This window comes from Flavobacterium pokkalii (assembly GCF_014596575.1).
Classification (GTDB): Bacteria; Bacteroidota; Bacteroidia; order Flavobacteriales; family Flavobacteriaceae; genus Flavobacterium; species Flavobacterium pokkalii.
Genome location: NZ_NASZ01000004.1, coordinates 1 through 17,373, shown reverse-complemented (window position 1 = coordinate 17,373; position 17,373 = coordinate 1). Strand labels below are relative to the sequence as shown.

Sequence of the window (17,373 nt, the reverse complement as noted above, 5' to 3'; positions counted from 1 at the left end):
GTAAAAAATATCGATGAAATACATTGTTTGTCGGTGTTATGTAAGTTTTGTATTCTTTTTTTTATAATTTGTATTGAAACATTAAAGCTATTTCTATTTCATTTTGTATTAAATGAGGAGTATATTCCTGATTGTTAACAGTTAATTGTATACCTGTTAGAAAATTTTTGTTTATTAATTTGAAATATCCGCCTCCAATTCGATAAGAGTTTAACGAAACTCTATTTTCATATTGTCCTAAAGTAGATCTCTCATCAGGAGAAGAGCCATAACCGGCAATTAAGCTTAGGTAGTCAAACTGCGTATCAAAATAATATCGGCTAGTTAGTGTAAATGCCGGATAAATAGAATTGTTGTTGCTTTGAATATAAGATTTTAGGTTAATCCAGTATGAGCCAATGTATTTTCCAATCCCCACAACAGCAGTAGTAAAATCGGCATCAAGTGTTTTTACATATCGGATTCCTAAATCGGCTTCCCATCCATTTGAAAAGTTTTGAAAATAGGAGTATCCTAATTTTAATTTTGGAAAAACAGCTTTTTCACTATACGCTGCATTAAGATAGGAATAACTTTTTTTACCTGTAAAAAGGTAAGATTCAGCTTCATATTGGACACCGTCAATAATACTTTCGCCTGAAGCGAATCTGTTAGCGTAACTTACCCGACCAATTAATGAACCCCAGTTGCGTTGTCTGATGTATTGCAAACTTCCTAAATGCCAAGGGCCGTAATTTTTCCTGTCAAAAGCAGTATAACTATAATTAATTCCTATTCTTTCTGAATTGTTTTTGGTTTCTAAAATGAAAATGCGTTGCTTTAATTCGGCATCATTTGGATATTGTAATTCCAATATTTTTACATAGTCGTATTCTTTTTGTTCATTATTTTCTAACTGATAAACGAGAAGTTTTTTATATCGGAAATTTTTGTTTTCAGGATGGTTTTGGAGTGCTTGGTTTATTGTTATCTCGGCTTCATTATATTTTTTTTCTTCTAAATTCAAATTGATTAAATACAAAAAAGCTTCTTCATACTTTGGATTTCTGTCTATAACATAATTGAAATAGTAACGGGCACTATCTTTTTTTTGAGTTATTTGATAAATTCTTCCGGACAATAGATAAAAATCCAGATAATCAGGGGCAAGTTTAATTCCTAATTGCGACTTTTTTAATGCCGATGGATAATTTTGTTCAACATTAGTTTCGTGAAGAGCTTCTTTTAATAAATTATCAGTATCAATTTGTTGAGCAAAAAGACTATAATTTAGTAAAAGGATTAGATAAGTTAATATTGTTAGTATTTTTTTATTATTAGTTATCATAGTGTTAATTGTCATTTTGAGTGTTAAAACCTTGTCTTTGCATATTTCCCCAGGCCTGTTCTTTTTGTCTAAAAAAATGATAATAACCTTTTAAAGAGGCATAAACATTTATAGGGTGATAAAAAATAGGTTCAATAATCGCAGTCATAATAAGAATAAGTATTTCTTTTACGCTAGAGTAGTGTTTGTAAAGTATTTCGTCTAATAAAATAGATATTATTGTGAGATTTAAATAGAATAGATACACTGCAATGGTCAGGTATAAAAAACTCTCGTAATTTATGTTCAAATAGAAAAAAGAGATGATTAATGTAATAAATCCAATTGCTTCTAAAATAGGTACTAAGAATTCGAATGCGAAGAAATAGGGGAAAATTAAAAATCCGGTTCTTCCATATTTCGGATTAAAGAACATATCTTTATGTAAATTAAGTGTTTGGATTAAACCTCTTGCCCAACGCACACGTTGACGAATTAATATTTCTCGATTTCCCGGAACTTCTGTCCAGCATAAGGATTCAGGAATGTATTTTACTGAAAAATCAAGTTTATTATCATACATGTATTTTCGCATTCGGGTAATAAGTTCCATATCTTCTCCTAAAGATTTGTGCCAGTACCCTCCGGCTTTAACGGCTATTTCTTTGTCAAACATTCCCAGTCCTCCGGAAACTAAAAGTAAGCTGTTTAATTGACTCCAGGCCATTCTTCCAAATAGAAATGCCCGTACATATTCCAATTCCTGAAATCTCGGATACCAGCCTTTAGGGAATCTAATTTTTACTAAAAATCCCTCTTTTACTTCACATGAATTTGAAATTCGAATGCCTGCACCTGTTGCAATTACTCTTTTTTTACTTTCAATAAATGGTTTAGCCAATTTTATGATAGTATCATTTTTTAAAATACAATCAACATCAGTACAAAGAAATAAAGGATGTTTTGACGAATTAATACCAGCATTAGAAGCATCGGCTTTACTTTTTCCATTTTCTTTATCCACAACTAAAAGTTTAGAATAAACCGGGTTTGTCGATTTGTAATGGCCTCTCACCGTTTTTGTTGGGATTTTTTCCTGATAAAAGAAATCTATTTTGACTAATTCAAATTCTTTAATGAGTTTTTCTAAGGTATCATCCGTACTACCATCATTTACCAGTACCACTTCGTATTTAGGGTAATTTAGAGAAAGTAAAGATTTTACATTGTAAACTACATTAGCTCCTTCATTAAAGGCCGGAGCAATTACAGAAACTCCCGGGATGTAGTTTGACTTTAATAATACATCATCATGAATAAAATATTTCGCATTAAGATGTTTTTTAATAGCATAATAAGATAATCCTGCTAATAACATGTAAAAAATAATATAAGTAGAAGAAAAAGCAGCTACAAATATTTCATAATATTCGATAAAATTTTTGAGTATCATATAGAAGGTATTTTTACATGTTGAATCATTTTACTAATCTCATGATTGCCAATAAAGTTTTCAATATAGTTTGAATTCATTTTGGAAAGACTTTTTACCGCTTTTAGTTTAATGTCTGAATCTATCGGTTTTTTTAATAAGTTATAAATAAACTCTTCGGTGTCTTTACTTCCAATTACAGCTAAAGTTTTGAGTATTTCGAGCTGGTTGTTCTTGCTTTCAGTGTCAAATAACTCAATTAGTTGTTTCTCGGTATCAAATATAAAGAGCTGTCTAATGACCGTAATAACAGCCAAGCGTATTTTTTCATCATCCGATTTTAAATATGTGGTAATCGATTGATTTTCATTTGTATAATTGTAAAAAGCCATCAGCTTAATCCCTAATCGTACAATTGATGGATTTGTTGAATGTATCCAATCTTTTAGGTTACCGGGTATTGGCGGCTTTTTTTGATGAATGATATTCATGATGTTTATTTCACCGGCTAAAAATATTGGTTTTTGGTAATTATATAAAAGGCCTAAATTTTCAGGTTCCAGTGAAATTACAGTAAGATAAGCGCTGGAGTTTAGAATCCTGTTTTTATGATTTAAAAATGGGGTTACATAATCTTTTCCTTTGCGGTATTCCAGGGCTTTTAGATGATACATGCCAAGACAATTTAAATACTTCTTTTTACTCTTTAAAAGAGAAATACTGTAGTTAAACAAATCAAACTGTTCGTAGATTAAGTGAGATGTTTTGATGATATCACCTTTTAAATTTCGTTTTAAAAAGATAATTTTATTTAAAACTATTTTTTTGCACCACTTCTTTTTAAATGGAATTTCTTTTTTGAAATCATTAATTTTTAACTTTAGTTCGTTTGCTTCGTAAGATGAAAATACTAAAGTGGTCAAAAAATCATCAATTTTGTTTTTTACTAAATTGATTTTTGGCTGACGTAAATTAAAAAGTAATCTGTTTAGGATTAATATTATAATCAAAACCAGAAATGCAAGTCCTAAAAAGGGTAAAATGATATGAGTCAAAGAGTAGGTTAGATCCATATTTTTCCTAGGTTAGTAGTTTATAATTTGGGGATTAATTACATGATAAAAGTAATAAATAAAATGTAACGACATCGATAAAGTGTATAAAAACATCGATAAAAAGCAGTTTTTGTGTAAAATAATTACAAAAAACTTACAATTTTGTATTTGGGAATAATTGTTTCTTTTGAGGAAGATTTAAAAATGCTTCAAAGAGGCTAAGTCTAAAAAGGTAAAATTTTATTTTACGGAATACAGAGCATCTAATTTGACGAAGTTTGGGTATTTAATTCGAAAATTATTTGAAGGATTAAGATTGAAATTATAATAAAAAAAAAAATGGCAACTTGAAAAGTTGCCATTTAAAGATGTAAAAAAAACTATTCTAAAATGATTTTTTGAGAATGAAATATTTTTTTACTTGAAATATCTGAAACATTAATAATAAAAACTCCTTTTGACTGTAAACTGACGTTTTCCTGACGACTTTCTTTAAGAATTCCTTTTTTGACTTCTTTTCCAAAAATATCATAGATTTTGTATTCTGCATTAGAATTAGTTTCATCGCTGTCATTGGTCATTAGTATAGAAAATGAACCATTATTTGGGATAGGCCAAACATTAACCTGAGTAGAGATTTCCGGATTCTTTTTTGTTGCTGACAAAGAATATCCGTTAACTATATTTACCCTGCGGGTCATTGTTGCTCCGGTATTATCAGTAACGGTAAAATCGAATGAACCTAATCCGTTGGCTGTTGGTCTGTATTCTACTATGTTAGAAACTAAAGTAGCATTTCCTTTTTCTACATTAGATAAGGAGTAACTAACTCCGTCGGTAAATCCTCTCGAAAATTTTTTGATATCAATACTTAATTTATGTCCTTTAGGAGATTCGTAATGAGGTAGTGACATCCATTGTAGATATTCATCCAGATTAGTGTAACCGTCTAAATCTTCATCAGCATTACTATCTGAAAAATCTCCAATTGCAGAATTTAAATTTGTTCCTTTGATAGCTTCCCACCAGTTTGGTAAACCGTCCTGATCAGTATCCCAATCAATATCTCTGCTTACTTCAGGATAATTTTCATATCCGCCAACGTCTGATTCATTATCCGGAAATCCAGGTTTACCGGTTACACTTCCGGTATAGGTAAAAGTTCCGGTTAGTGTTTCAGTAATAATTCTTTCGTCATGTTCGTCAAATTCCGGTTGTACACATCCCACATCAGAAAGTACAATTTTATATGCGTCCTCGGCTGTTTGTGTGGTTACATAAGATGGGAAAAAAGGAGTATTAACAAAGTTGTCGTATTGATAAGTTGCACCGTTTTTGAAGGTTGCTCTTCTTCCAATGGTTTGATTATTTTCGTCAAAATAACCAGGCATTACATTTCCGTTAAAATAACAACGTTGTGTTCCAGTTCCTACATTTTCATTGTCGGCACTAAATGCAACAAATATTTTAGAACCAGCTCCGGGTTTATAGTAATTATTAACAAAGTTAACCTCTTTAGTTCCTCCATCAGTAGTTCTGTTGCCCCAATTGTAAACCACATTATTTGTGATGTCCATTCTGCCGGCATAAGTACCATTACCGTCTAATGCACCTCCAAGACTCCAGTTACGACCGTAATTATGTGCTAACAGATTATGGTGAAAACTTCCGATGTCTCCGCTTATGGTTCCTGCATAACCGTGTTCTGTTCCTGCCGGATAATTTTGATGTCCTGCGGCATTTAAGGCTTCCGAAATTAAGGTTCTTTGCAGGGTAATATTTTTACCGGAACGAGAACTAAACGCTTCATCTATTGTCCAACTGATGGAACAATGATCGATGATACTATGATTCGCACCGGTTAATCCCATTCCGTCATAAGTAGGACCTGCGCCTAATCGAACGCGTACATTTTGTACGATAGCATCATTTCCGGTAATTCCAAAAGGAGCGGAGCGAATACAGATTCCTTTGCCTGGTGCCGTTTGTCCCGCAATAGTAACATAAGGTTGACTTAAAACCAAACGCGAGTTTAATTGGATAATTCCAGAAGTATTAAAAACAATCGTTCTTGGACCAATATCATTGGTAACGGCTTCACGTAAACTTCCCGGACCGCTATCATTCAAATTGGTTACTGCAATCACTTTTCCGCCCCTTCCGCCGCGTGCGAAACGACCATAACCTTCGGCTCCCGGAAAAGCTAACTGAGCAGGACGTAAACGCCAAATGTTTCCTTTTACAATTTCACCATTTGCTAAAACTTCATCAACTCTCCAATAATAAGTCTCTCCAGTGTATAGTCCATTTACAGAGTAAGAAGTATTTTCTTTAGTTTGATTTCCTTTATATAAAGAAGAAGAGATGTTTGCGGCTTCAATTGCAGCTAAATCTGAGCCGAAATAAATATTGTGAGATACGGCATTAATGGCAGATGTCCAGCTTAAGGTGGTGCTTCCGGAGTTTAATTCTACGTGTTCATCATTGTCGTTGGGTTTCGGGTTAGTTGCCTGATTAAAAATGTTAGGTGTATTTAATTCAATTCCATTCAACATCACATTTTTATAGGTTTCATTTCCTGATTTTTCGGCCGCAAAACGAATAATTACATCGGTTCCTGTCGTAGCCTGAAATTTTAAATAAGCTGATTTTGCAGTTGCAGGAGACAGCGCTCTTACAGTAGGAATCAAATTATCGATCACTAAATTTTCATTGATAGATATATCAATTGGACTAAATGTATAAACGGGGCTGTCTACAGCATTTAAAAAAGCCATTAAAGTATGTTCTCCGGTTTCTAATCCGCTTATTTTAAGCTCTATATGACCACCTTCGTTTGCAGTACCGTTTTTCACAGTGACTCCATCACAGACTAATCTGGCGTAACTAGGAGCCTGAACTCCGGCTTTGTACCAATTGGTACCTAAAATTTCTCCTTTGTCTCCAACTTTGGTTACTGTAAATGTGACGCCGTTTACTGTTTTGCTGGCTGTATTAGTGGTAATTACCCAAGGGGTATACCCGGATTCACTCACTTCGGCAGTGCTTCTTCCTGATTGATCAAAATCAATTTTTACTACTGGATTCTGAGCAAAAATTGCGGTGGTTTTCATAGTAAGGCATGCTATAGCCATTACTAATGATGGTTTCATGTAATTTTTTAGCATTTAAGTAGGTTTTTTTTAAGGTTATTAATAGACATATTTATTTAAAATATTTTATTTCATAGTAGATTTTTTTTAGGTTAAAATGAATTATTTTAAAATGTAAACGTTTACATTTTTTAACATGTTTTTCAAAGATTTTATTTTAGTTCGGGTATAAAATTAGAAATATAGAAAACAAATTAGGGGTAAAAATTGCTTTTTAAGCAGGGTCAAATTACAATTTGATGCTAAAACAGTACTAAATTGACAAAAAAATATTGGTTATTGTTATACTTTTTAATTGACTTTGATTGAGACTAAAGTAGGAATAGTAAATCGGTTTAAAAACCTTCAAAGACCCCAAGTCCAAAAAGTGCAAAATCGTACTTTACAGGGTCGGTAGCATCAAGTTCACGAAGTTTTGTGTCTAATTCTAAAAGTGCTTTTCCATCATTTTGTTTACGAAGTAACAAACCTAATTTTCGGGCAACATTACCAGAATGAACATCCAGTGGACAGGAAAGTTTCGAAGGAGCGATAGATTTCCAAATTCCTAAATCCACTCCGTTGTTGTCCTTACGACACATCCAACGCAAATACATGTTGATCCTTTTTGCTGCCGAATTGTTCAATGGATCCGAAATGTGTTTTTGAGTTCGGGAAAGATGCGGGATTTCAAAAAATATTTTCTTGAATTCCGAGATGCTTTTTTGCATAGAAATTTCTTCCTGATTTTTAGCAAAAACAGCTTCCAGTCCGTCATGATTTTTATAAATATTTTGAAGTGATTGGATGAAACCAATAAAATCCTGACCGTTGAAAGTGCGGTGTACAAATGATTCTAATTGTTCTAAATTATTTTCAGAATGTGACATGACAAAATCATAAGGAGAATTTCCCATCAAATCCATCATGCGGTGACTGTTTTTTATAATCATTCTTCGGTTTCCCCAGGCAATGGTGGCGCTCAGAAAACCGGCAATTTCAATATCCTCTTTTAAAGTGAATAAATGCGGAATTTGAACCGGATCGCTTTCTATGAAATCAAGTGTGTTGTATTGCAGTACTTTTTCGTCCAGAAAATCTTTGAGTTCGGAGAAATTCATATTCCGGAATGTATATTAATGGTCGCTAATTAAGCCGTCAACCATAACCAGTTTTCGGTCGGCCATATTGGCTAATTCTTCGTTGTGTGTCACAATTACAAAGGTTTGACCAAATTCATCTCTTAACTTAAAAAACAACTGATGTAAATTTTCCGCCGAATGTGTATCCAAATTTCCGGAAGGTTCATCGGCAAAAATAATTGCGGGTTTGTTAATTAAAGCTCTGGCAACAGCCACACGTTGTTGTTCTCCGCCGGAAAGTTCGCTGGGTTTATGATGAATTCGATGCGAAAGTCCTAAATAAGTCAGTAGTTTGATGGCTTCTTCTTCGGTTTCTTTTTTGTTTTTTTTGGCAATAAACGCCGGAATGCACACATTTTCCAGAGCGGTAAATTCCGGTAATAATTGATGAAATTGAAAAATAAATCCCAAATTCAAATTCCTGAATTTGGATAAATTTTTATCATTCATCGATAAGATATTTTCATCGTTGATACGAAGTTCAATTTCGTTTTCCTGATTAGGCTTGTCTAAAGTACCAAGAATTTGTAAAAGCGTTGTTTTTCCTGCTCCCGAAGCACCTACAATAGAAACAATTTCTCCTTTTTGAATATGTAAATCAACACCTTTCAGTACGTGAAGCTGGTCGTAATATTTATGTAAGTTTTTCGCTTGTATCATCAATTGGCAGTTTTTACAAAGAAACAAAGATTTTAAGGATTATAAAATGAAGCAGACTATATTTTTGGTTTAAAAAGCATAAATTTGAGTTAATAAAAACGAAAACATTTTTTTTAAAAGAAGCTTATGAAAAAAGAAATGATAACAGAGGTGGCAACCTTAGCAGGAGGTTGTTTTTGGTGTACGGAAGCTGTTTTTTTAGAGTTAAAAGCTGTTGAAAAAGTGGTTTCGGGTTATATAGGCGGAAAAACCGAAAATCCTACATATAAGGAAATTTGTCAGGGGGATACGGGTCATGCCGAGGCAATTCAGGTTTATTTTAATCCGGAGGAGATTTCTTTTGGCGAAATATTGGAATTGTTTTTTGCAACGCACGACCCAACAACTTTAAACCGTCAGGGGAATGATGTAGGGACACAATACCGAAGCGAGATTTTTTATCATAATGAGGAACAAAAAGTAATAGCCGAAGATTTTATTCAATTTCTAAAGGAAGAAGCTGTTTTTGAGAAACCAATTGTGACTAAAGTTTCACCGGCTACTATTTTTTATGAGGCTGAGGATTATCATCAAAATTATTACAATCAAAATAAAACACAGGGTTATTGCGCTTTTGTTATTGCGCCAAAAATTGATAAGGTGAGAACTTATTTTAAAGATAAATTAAAAAAGGACTAATCTTGGAAATGGCTTATAAAAAACTTTTTTTAGGAATTCTTTTTGATGCTATCGGAATGCTGTCTTTTAGTATCCCTTTTGTCGGGGAATTTTCAGATGTAGTTTGGGCGCCGCTTCCCGGTTTTTTAATGACCCGAATGTATAAAGGGAAGCTTGGAAGGATAGGTGGGATTATTTCTTTTGCGGAAGAATTTTTGCCTTATATTGATTTTATTCCCACTTTTACTTTGAGCTGGATTTATTATTATAAGTTTAAAAAGAAAGATTAATTAGTGTTGTCTTTAAATAAAAATCCTAAACCCATTTTGCGAAGCATTTTTTTTTCAAATGCCCAGAAAAATTTGAACTGACCAAATAAAAAACCAATAATTACCAGCAAAATTTGGTATAAAGGCAACACAATTAGCAGGCGAACAGGAGTGTGCCAGAAACCAAAATCTTCTTTTAAAATTCCTAACCAAATACAAACGGGTTTAGAAATCCATGCCGAAGCTGATCCTGTTATGGCAAAAACGATAAAAATTATGGTGAGTTGAAAATTAGACTCTATTTTCCAACGTTCTTTTAATCCTTTCATCTTTATTTATAATGATTACAAATGTATAAAGATTATCTTAAAGGAACGCGGCCGTAAAGTTTTTGGTGGTAATTATTTTGAAAATAAATCATATAATTATAAATAAGGTAGTTGACTTCGTAGCCATAATTGATATTTGAATCGTAATCAATACTCATTTCATACAAATCACGACTGTAACGTTGCGGTTGTAAAAAACGGTTGTTCCATTCGTTAATATAAATTCTGTTTTTGTTTTCTAGATAGGTTTGGGTGTAAAAACCGCGCGGATAAGCCATCGAATTGAGCCAAAAATTAAATCCGGGATCGATAATAATTACTTCGTATTCTAAATCTTTGTTGGTGATTTTTACGGTGTCATTTGTTGTTGAATCTTTATTTATTTTAGAAATTGGAGCCAATGTTTTATGAGAAGCACAACTTATTATAATGAGACCTAAAATTAATAGTATTATGAGGAATTTTGTTTTCATGACGCTCGGCGAATTGGTTTTGCCCTATTAAATTTACGAATTAAATTACTGAATTCTGGTTTTTAGGTACAAAAAAGCCATTTATTCCTGTGCTAAATGGCTTTTGAAAAAACGAGTTTAAAAATTATTTTCCGAAAAGTTTGCCCAGCATTCCGCCTAAACCTCCTTTTTTGGTGAGTTCGATAGCGTCGTCTAAATCTACTTTTCCATCCGAGTTTTGGTCTAAACCAAAATGAATTCCGTATTCTCCGATGGCTTCCATGATGCTGGCGTGTTCCGGACTGTTTCCGCCTGTTAAGGAATCCAGTAAGCCGGAAAGATTGATGCTGGTATCTTTTGGATCATTAGCTTTTTGAATTAAGGAACTTAGTACTTTTGGAATTATGGCTGTCACTGACGAAGTTGCTGTGGCGGAGCTGATTCCTAATTTTTCTGTTAATGAATTTGAAACATCTTTTGTAATTTGTTGTACGGCTGGATTGTTTTTGTCAATATCCTGACCTTGTAGGAGTCCTGCAATTTGCGATAAATCAGCCTGACTGGCTATTTTTTGTAAGCTGGAAAAAATAGAGTTGCTGGTTTCCTGCAAAACGGCTTGGTTTTGTTCGTGCGGGATTGCTTCGTTTTTTATAACTGCATCTTCACCAAATTCCTGTACTAATTGTGCTAATTGATCTAACATGAGATTCGCTTTTATAAGGTTACTTATCAAATTTAATAAAAAAAGGACTCATTAGCAATTTGTAATGAGTCCTTTTGTGTTATAAAAGCCTTAAAATTATTAGCTCAATAAACTAATGATTTGTGAAGCTAATTCAGTTCCAATTCTGTCCTGAGCTTCTCCTGTTGCAGCTCCAATGTGTGGAGTCAAAGAGATTTTTGGGTGCATTAAAAGTTGTGTAGCCGGAGTTGGTTCGTTTTCGAAAACGTCTAAACCTGCAAAAGCAACTTTTCCACTGTCTAAAGCTTTCACTAAATCAACTTCGTTGATAACACCACCACGAGCACAGTTTACAATTCCAACACCGTTTTTCATTGTAGCAAACTCTTTTTCAGTTACAATGTAACCGTTTTGAGCAGGAACGTGTAAGGTGATGAAATCAGATTCTGCAAATACTGATTCTAATGATTGTGTTTTGATTGTAGTTGTAATAGCTTGTCCGTCGAAGAACTCTACTTTTACATCAACTTGAGGGATGAAACTATCAGCAGCGATAACTTTCATTCCTAATCCAAGAGCCATTTTAGCAGTAGCCTGACCAATACGGCCAATACCTACAATACCTAAAGTTTTACCTCTTAATTCAACTCCGTTAGCGTAAGCTTTTTTCAATTCGTTGAATTTAGTATCACCTTCTAATGGCATGTTTCTGTTAGAGTCGTGTAAGAAACGAACTCCTGTTAACAAATGACCGAAAACTAATTCAGCAACCGATTCTGATGAAGATGCAGGAGTATTGATTACGTGGATTCCTTTGCTTTTAGCGTATTCCACATCAATATTATCCATACCTACACCACCACGACCGATGATTTTAATGCCCGGACAAGCATCAATAATGTCCTTACGAACTTTAGTAGCACTACGAACTAAAATCACGCTTACGTTGTTTTCGTTGATGTAGTTGGCTACTTGTTCCTGAGCAACTTTTGTAGTGATTACTTCAAAACCACCTTTTTCTAAAGCTAAGATTCCACTTTTTGAAATCCCGTCGTTTGCTAATACTTTCATGTTTTGTTATTACATTACGAGGTTTAAACCTCAAATTAATTGAATGTTTTAGAAGCTGTTTCCCGCTATCCGTTTCAATCTTGCGTCGGCGTAGATGCCTGCCGCCACAAGGATTTCCGCTTCTATCGGGGCTAGAGCCTCTGCTAGCAATTTCAATTTAAAGATTGAAAAATTTAAAGATTCAATCAATAGATTTTATTTAAATAAATATAGATTCTTTAATCTTTCGATCATTGAATCTTTTAATTTATTTAAACTGCTTTCTCTAAAGCCTGCATTACATCTACCAATACTTGTACGCTTTCAATTGGCATAGCATTGTAAATAGACGCTCTGTAACCACCTACTGAACGGTGACCAGGAAGGCCAGAGATTCCGGCTTCTTTCCACATTTTGTCAAATGTTTCAGTGTGCTCCGGATTCTTTAACAAGAAAGTTACATTCATGTTAGAACGGTCTTCTGTAACAGCAGCTCCTTTGAATAATGGGTTTCTGTCAATTTCGTTATAAAGCAATTCAGCTTTAGCATTGTTAAGTTTTTCAACCGCTGCGATACCACCTTTTTCCTTGATCCATCTCAATGTCAATAGAGATGCGTACACAGGGAAAACAGGAGGAGTGTTGAACATACTTTCTGCTTTAACGTGTTTGGCATAATCCAACATACTAGGAATGTTGCGACCGTTTTTACCAATGATTTCTTCTTTGATAACTACTAAAGTTGTTCCTGCAGGGCCCATATTTTTTTGAGCACCGGCATAAATAATGTCAAATTGTGAAAAATCTAATTCTCTTGAAAAAATATCCGAACTCATGTCGCAAACTAACGGAACATTCGTTTTAGGGAATTCTTTCATTTGAGTACCAAAAATAGTGTTGTTTGAAGTACAGTGGAAATAATCTGCATCAGCAGGAATTTCATATCCTTTAGGTACATAAGTGTAGTTGTCTTCTTTTGAAGAAGCTACAACAACAGTTTCTCCAAAGAATTTGGCTTCTTTAATAGCTGCAGTAGCCCAGGTTCCTGAATCTAAATAAGCTGCTTTTCCTCCTTCTTTCATTAAGTTGTAAGGAACCATTAAAAATTCTAAACTAGCTCCACCGGCAAGAAAAAGTGCCTGATATCCTTTTCCTTCTAATCCAAGTAATTCAAGAACTAATGCTCTTGCTTCGTCCATAACAGCAACAAAGTCTTTGCTGCGGTGCGAAATTTCTAAAATCGATAATCCTGAATTATTGAAGTCTAAAATAGCTTGTGCTGATTTCTCAAAAACTTCTTGTGGTAAAATACAAGGTCCTGCGCTGTAGTTGTGTTTTTTCATGGTGTAGTTTATGTCCAAAAAATTAAAATGCAAATTTCGGTAATAGGAGTCGAATAAGCATTAAATTATTCATAATAATTATTAAAAATTTTTCTATGTTATTAACAAAAACGATATAGTATCGATATTATCGGCATAATCCCATAATTTTGGTTGTTGGGTTTGTCCGAATGCAATGCTGTTTTTTATCAAATTATTGCTTGTAATACACTGGATTTGGTCGCTGTCTTTCTGTAGTTTTTTTTCTACTTCCGGCAAGGCGTCGTAATATTCGTAAAATACGCTGGAAATTGGCGATGCGTAGCTATTGTCTTCTTTGATTGTTAAAAAACCATTGTCTAACAATTGAAAATTACTCATCAGGAAAACCGCTTTGTTGTAATCGTAATTATTAGCGTATTTTTCATAATGTATCACATCCTGATATTCAAACATGGCTTCAAAAAAAGCATTAAAACTGTAGCCTTTTGGAACAAAAAGTTTGGAAACATTGCGGCATCCTAAACCAAAATACCTAAAAATATCTTCACCCAAAGCGATTAATTGTTCTTTGGTTTCCTCTCCGTTTAAAACAGCAACTGAATTGCGGTTTTTGCGAATAATAGAAGTCTTGTCCTTAAAATAATATTCAAAATAACGGGCGGTATTGTTGCTTCCGGTAGCGATTACGGCATCAAAATTTTCCAGTTTTCCTTCGGTAAAAGTGATTTTTTCGGCTAATTCGGGAGCAATATGAATAAGGTATTTGGCTAAAAAAGGTAATAAATGTTGGTCATTTGAGGATGTTTTTACCAAAACATCATGTCCTGTTATTAACACACAAAGAAAATCATGGAAGCCTACCAACGGAATATTTCCGGCAAGAATTAAGGCTATTCGTTTGGATTTTACATTGTCAAAAGAATACATTGAAAGCCATTGATTGAGGTTTTCTTCGGTTAAAGCGGTAGCCCAGGAATTTATTGCATAATACACTTGTTCAGGCGTGTACCAGCCGTTATGGGATTGTGAAAGCTCAATCAAATTAACAAAAGAATCAAAAAAAACAGCATTGCCCTGTACGTCTTCTCTCTGTTTATTTTCGGCCTCAGAAAATTGGCTGAGAAATTTTCCTAATTCCACAAAAATATTTTTTTTGCTTTCTATTGTCATATTGTTTGCTTATGAAATGTTTTGATTGTAATTTTGCACAAAAATAAGTATAATATAGTCGAAAGACAAAAGTTATAATCTACAGGTTATTAAAACTTGAAAACTTTTGTACTTTAACCATAAAACCAAGTAATAATGGCAATTATCATAACAGACGAATGTATCAACTGTGGTGCATGTGAACCAGAATGTCCAAATACAGCAATCTATGAAGGAGCTGATGACTGGAGATACAAAGATGGTACAAAATTAAGTGGAACAGTAGTTCTTCCTGACGGAACTGAAGTAGATGCTGAAGAGGCGCAAACTCCAATTTCTGATGAAATCTATTATATTGTTCCGGGAAAATGTACAGAGTGTAAAGGATTCCACGACGAGCCTCAATGTGCTGCTGTATGTCCTGTAGATTGTTGTGTTCCGGATGAAAATCATGTTGAGGATGAGGAAACCTTGTTGAACAGACAGGCTTTCTTACATAATGAATAGTGAATTATATTTTTAATTTCAATTTAAAAAAAATCCTAAGCTTTTTGTTTAGGATTTTTTTTTGGCCACGATTACAAAAGTATCAAAAGCGTATGTTTTGCGGTCAATGATTTCCTGAATTTCAAAATTGTGCAGGTATAAAAATAATTGGATTTCGTTTAGTGTAAACACCCGTACCGTAGAATAATCATTAGCAATAATAGTAGTGTTGTCTATTTTGTCTTTATAATATTTTGCCGTCCATTCCAAAATAAAATTGTCGTGCGAACTGATTTCCCAATCGCTTTTTCGAAGATAGGAATGTCCTTTGTGTCTCGCACTGTGGATGACTGTTTTGTTTTCTTTGATAAAAGGGATGTAGCGATTAGCATCGATAAAATCAAAAATAATAATGCCGTTTGGATTCAGATTGTTGTATAAACAGTTAAAAGTGTCGTTAATATCATTATTAGTAATCAGATAACTGGTGGAACGGCTGGTAATAATGATAGCATCCGCTTTTTTTTCCAGATTAAAATCGCGCATGTCGCCGTGGAGGAATTCACAATCCGGATTTCTTTTTTGCGCAATGGTAATCATGCTTGTGCTAAAATCAAGTCCGCGGTAGTTTTGGTGGTTTTCAATAAAACGTTTGGCAATATTTCCTGTTCCGCTTCCTATTTCCAGAATAGATTTTGGTTCATTTTTTTGAAGCAGATTGTTGTAAAAAGCGTATTCTTTGTCATAATCTATAAAACTTTGGTACATGGCGTCGTAAATTTCGGCCATTTCATCGGGATAAAGATTAATCATAGCGTTTTAGAATTTGAATCCTTCACAGCTTAAGGATTTAATTAGTCAAAAAATGCATTTGCAAGATAAGCTTTTTTTTGCGTGAACTAAATGCTTTGCATAAATTTTAGAATTATGTTAACTCTGCGTTTTATATAGTATATTTGCACACTTTTAAAATAAAAATTAAACACATAGCAAAACGCTAGTTGTAAATAATACGATCATGAAAGCAGGAATTGTAGGATTACCAAATGTTGGGAAATCAACTTTATTTAATTGTTTGTCTAATGCTAAGGCGCAAAGTGCAAACTTTCCTTTTTGTACTATCGAACCTAATATTGGTGTGGTAAATGTACCGGACCCGAGAATTGCCCGTTTGGAAGAATTGGTGAAACCGGAACGTGTGCAAATGGCAACGGTTGATATCGTAGATATCGCCGGATTGGTAAAAGGTGCCAGTAAAGGAGAAGGTTTAGGAAACCAGTTTTTGGGAAATATCCGTGAGTGTAATGCTATTATTCATGTATTGCGTTGTTTTGATAACGACAATATTGTGCATGTTGACGGGAATGTAAATCCGATTCGTGACAAAGAAACCATTGATATCGAGTTGCAGTTGAAAGACTTGGAAACGGTTGAAAAACGTTTGGAAAAAGTAAATCGTGCGGCTAAAACCGGAAATAAAGAAGCGCAAACAGAAAAAGCACTTTTGGACCGAATTAAAGAAGCTTTATTACAGGCAAAATCAGCCAGAACAGTGGTGCCTCAGTCGAATGAGGAAGAAGCTTTGATAGAAGATTTTCAGTTGATTACCACTAAACCGGTTTTGTATGTTTGTAATGTAGATGAGGCTTCGGCGATAAACGGAAATAAATATGTAGATCAGGTTCGCGAATTGGTAAAAGATGAAAATGCCGAAGTAATTGTGCTTTCAGTAGGAGCTGAGGCTGATATTACAGAGTTAGAAAGTTACGAAGAGCGTCAGATTTTCTTAGAAGATTTAGGATTGAAAGAACCGGGATCGGCAGTTTTAATTCGTGCGGCTTATAAATTATTAAACTTACAAACTTATTTTACTGCTGGTGTAAAAGAAGTTCGTGCCTGGACGATTAATATAGGTGATACTGCTCCAAAAGCTGCCGGAGTAATCCATACCGATTTTGAAAAAGGGTTTATTCGTGCCGAGGTAATTGCTTATGATGATTTCTCTAATTATGGTTCGGAATCTAAAGTGAAAGAAGCCGGAAAATTACGTGTGGAAGGAAAAGAATATATTGTAAAAGATGGTGATGTGATGCATTTCCGTTTTAATGTGTAGTTTTTTAGAATAAAGAAACCGAAAAAGAAAATAGATGAAGCCGTCTCAAAACTGAGGCGGTTTTTTTTGTGCTTTATATTTGGTTTAACATAAGTTATTTCGTATATTTAGTCGTTGATTTACAACTGATTAAAT

At 33.9% G+C, this 17,373-nt stretch carries 17 protein-coding genes; 4 read left to right on the top strand and 13 right to left on the bottom strand.

Annotated features, from left to right (window positions below):
• Positions 1-61 precede the first annotated feature (61 nt).
• The 6 genes from B6A10_RS04310 to B6A10_RS04285 form a co-directional block, all read right to left on the bottom strand.
• Complete coding sequence (locus B6A10_RS04310) at positions 62-1,327, bottom strand: YaiO family outer membrane beta-barrel protein (RefSeq protein WP_188219991.1); 1,266 nt, start codon at positions 1,325-1,327, stop codon at positions 62-64.
• A 4-nt stretch (positions 1,328-1,331) separates the two neighbouring features.
• Positions 1,332-2,759 carry a glycosyltransferase family 2 protein gene (locus B6A10_RS04305; RefSeq protein ID WP_055090140.1) on the bottom strand — a complete coding sequence of 476 codons (1,428 nt, stop codon included), beginning with the start codon at positions 2,757-2,759 and terminating at the stop codon, positions 1,332-1,334.
• Positions 2,756-3,661: a HEAT repeat domain-containing protein gene (locus B6A10_RS04300; protein WP_188219849.1), complete on the bottom strand. Its 906-nt coding sequence runs from the start codon at positions 3,659-3,661 to the stop codon at positions 2,756-2,758. Before B6A10_RS04300 ends, B6A10_RS04305 begins: the two co-directional genes overlap by 4 nt.
• 512 nt (positions 3,662-4,173) lie before the next feature.
• The gene (locus tag B6A10_RS04295; RefSeq protein ID WP_188219848.1) at positions 4,174-6,945 is read right to left on the bottom strand and encodes a T9SS type A sorting domain-containing protein; all 2,772 of its coding nucleotides are present in this window, start codon (positions 6,943-6,945) and stop codon (positions 4,174-4,176) included.
• Positions 6,946-7,280: 335 nt separating this feature from the next.
• Entirely contained in the window at positions 7,281-8,045 is a 765-nt protein-coding gene (locus B6A10_RS04290; protein ID WP_188219847.1) for a TIGR02757 family protein, read from the bottom strand.
• Positions 8,046-8,060: 15 nt separating this feature from the next.
• A complete protein-coding gene (locus B6A10_RS04285) occupies positions 8,061-8,726 on the bottom strand; it encodes an ABC transporter ATP-binding protein (RefSeq protein ID WP_188219846.1) in 666 nt (221 codons plus the stop codon).
• Between the two features lie 126 nt (positions 8,727-8,852).
• On the opposite strand from B6A10_RS04285, the gene msrA reads away from it, so the two are divergent.
• Positions 8,853-9,404, top strand: coding sequence for a peptide-methionine (S)-S-oxide reductase MsrA (msrA, locus tag B6A10_RS04280; RefSeq protein ID WP_188219845.1), 552 nt, complete (start codon positions 8,853-8,855; stop codon positions 9,402-9,404).
• Positions 9,405-9,412: 8 nt separating this feature from the next.
• On the top strand, positions 9,413-9,673 hold the full coding sequence (locus B6A10_RS04275) for a hypothetical protein (RefSeq protein WP_188219844.1): 261 nt from the start codon (positions 9,413-9,415) through the stop codon (positions 9,671-9,673).
• Here the strand turns inward: B6A10_RS04275 and B6A10_RS04270 are convergent.
• From B6A10_RS04270 to B6A10_RS04245, 6 genes are all read right to left on the bottom strand, one after another.
• Positions 9,670-9,981, bottom strand: a complete 312-nt coding sequence (locus B6A10_RS04270) for a DUF6787 family protein (RefSeq protein ID WP_188219843.1) — start codon at positions 9,979-9,981, stop codon at positions 9,670-9,672. The genes B6A10_RS04275 and B6A10_RS04270 overlap by 4 nt on opposite strands.
• A 32-nt stretch (positions 9,982-10,013) precedes the next feature.
• On the bottom strand, positions 10,014-10,454 hold the full coding sequence (locus B6A10_RS04265; RefSeq protein ID WP_055090149.1) for a DUF6146 family protein: 441 nt from the start codon (positions 10,452-10,454) through the stop codon (positions 10,014-10,016).
• Positions 10,455-10,578: 124 nt separating this feature from the next.
• Entirely contained in the window at positions 10,579-11,136 is a 558-nt protein-coding gene (locus B6A10_RS04260) for a DUF937 domain-containing protein (RefSeq protein ID WP_188219842.1), read from the bottom strand.
• 99 nt (positions 11,137-11,235) lie between these two features.
• Positions 11,236-12,186, bottom strand: a complete 951-nt coding sequence (locus B6A10_RS04255) for a D-2-hydroxyacid dehydrogenase (RefSeq protein WP_188219841.1) — start codon at positions 12,184-12,186, stop codon at positions 11,236-11,238.
• A 251-nt stretch (positions 12,187-12,437) separates the two neighbouring features.
• Positions 12,438-13,508, bottom strand: coding sequence for a 3-phosphoserine/phosphohydroxythreonine transaminase (serC, locus tag B6A10_RS04250; protein WP_188219840.1), 1,071 nt, complete (start codon positions 13,506-13,508; stop codon positions 12,438-12,440).
• A 93-nt stretch (positions 13,509-13,601) separates the two neighbouring features.
• On the bottom strand, positions 13,602-14,660 hold the full coding sequence (locus B6A10_RS04245) for an acyl-CoA reductase (RefSeq protein ID WP_188219839.1): 1,059 nt from the start codon (positions 14,658-14,660) through the stop codon (positions 13,602-13,604).
• A gap of 135 nt (positions 14,661-14,795) precedes the next feature.
• Between B6A10_RS04245 and B6A10_RS04240 the strand changes: the two genes are divergently transcribed.
• Positions 14,796-15,146, top strand: coding sequence for a 4Fe-4S dicluster domain-containing protein (locus tag B6A10_RS04240; RefSeq protein WP_026715150.1), 351 nt, complete (start codon positions 14,796-14,798; stop codon positions 15,144-15,146).
• Between the two features lie 48 nt (positions 15,147-15,194).
• Here the strand turns inward: B6A10_RS04240 and B6A10_RS04235 are convergent, their stop codons facing one another.
• Positions 15,195-15,938 (bottom strand): class I SAM-dependent DNA methyltransferase, encoded by a 744-nt coding sequence (locus B6A10_RS04235; RefSeq protein WP_188219838.1) that lies wholly within the window; start codon positions 15,936-15,938, stop codon positions 15,195-15,197.
• A gap of 205 nt (positions 15,939-16,143) precedes the next feature.
• Between B6A10_RS04235 and ychF the strand changes: the two genes are divergently transcribed.
• Positions 16,144-17,238 (top strand): redox-regulated ATPase YchF, encoded by a 1,095-nt coding sequence (gene ychF / locus B6A10_RS04230; RefSeq protein WP_188219837.1) that lies wholly within the window; start codon positions 16,144-16,146, stop codon positions 17,236-17,238.
• Positions 17,239-17,373: the final 135 nt, after the last annotated feature.

Bases quoted from the DNA above. Each gene is read 5' to 3' on its own strand.
- B6A10_RS04305 (WP_055090140.1), bottom strand. From the start codon at position 2,759: ATGATACTCAAAAATTTTATCGAATATTATGAAATATTTGTAGCTGCT.
- B6A10_RS04260 (WP_188219842.1), bottom strand. From the start codon at position 11,136: ATGTTAGATCAATTAGCACAATTAGTACAGGAATTTGGTGAAGATGCA.
- B6A10_RS04310 (WP_188219991.1), bottom strand. From the start codon at position 1,327: ATGATAACTAATAATAAAAAAATACTAACAATATTAACTTATCTAATC.
- msrA (WP_188219845.1), top strand. From the start codon at position 8,853: ATGAAAAAAGAAATGATAACAGAGGTGGCAACCTTAGCAGGAGGTTGT.
- B6A10_RS04235 (WP_188219838.1), bottom strand. From the start codon at position 15,938: ATGATTAATCTTTATCCCGATGAAATGGCCGAAATTTACGACGCCATG.
- B6A10_RS04285 (WP_188219846.1), bottom strand. From the start codon at position 8,726: ATGATACAAGCGAAAAACTTACATAAATATTACGACCAGCTTCACGTA.
- B6A10_RS04255 (WP_188219841.1), bottom strand. From the start codon at position 12,186: ATGAAAGTATTAGCAAACGACGGGATTTCAAAAAGTGGAATCTTAGCT.
- B6A10_RS04245 (WP_188219839.1), bottom strand. From the start codon at position 14,660: ATGACAATAGAAAGCAAAAAAAATATTTTTGTGGAATTAGGAAAATTT.
- B6A10_RS04270 (WP_188219843.1), bottom strand. From the start codon at position 9,981: ATGAAAGGATTAAAAGAACGTTGGAAAATAGAGTCTAATTTTCAACTC.
- B6A10_RS04265 (WP_055090149.1), bottom strand. From the start codon at position 10,454: ATGAAAACAAAATTCCTCATAATACTATTAATTTTAGGTCTCATTATA.
- B6A10_RS04275 (WP_188219844.1), top strand. From the start codon at position 9,413: ATGGCTTATAAAAAACTTTTTTTAGGAATTCTTTTTGATGCTATCGGA.
- B6A10_RS04290 (WP_188219847.1), bottom strand. From the start codon at position 8,045: ATGAATTTCTCCGAACTCAAAGATTTTCTGGACGAAAAAGTACTGCAA.
- serC (WP_188219840.1), bottom strand. From the start codon at position 13,508: ATGAAAAAACACAACTACAGCGCAGGACCTTGTATTTTACCACAAGAA.
- ychF (WP_188219837.1), top strand. From the start codon at position 16,144: ATGAAAGCAGGAATTGTAGGATTACCAAATGTTGGGAAATCAACTTTA.
- B6A10_RS04240 (WP_026715150.1), top strand. From the start codon at position 14,796: ATGGCAATTATCATAACAGACGAATGTATCAACTGTGGTGCATGTGAA.
- B6A10_RS04295 (WP_188219848.1), bottom strand. From the start codon at position 6,945: ATGAAACCATCATTAGTAATGGCTATAGCATGCCTTACTATGAAAACC.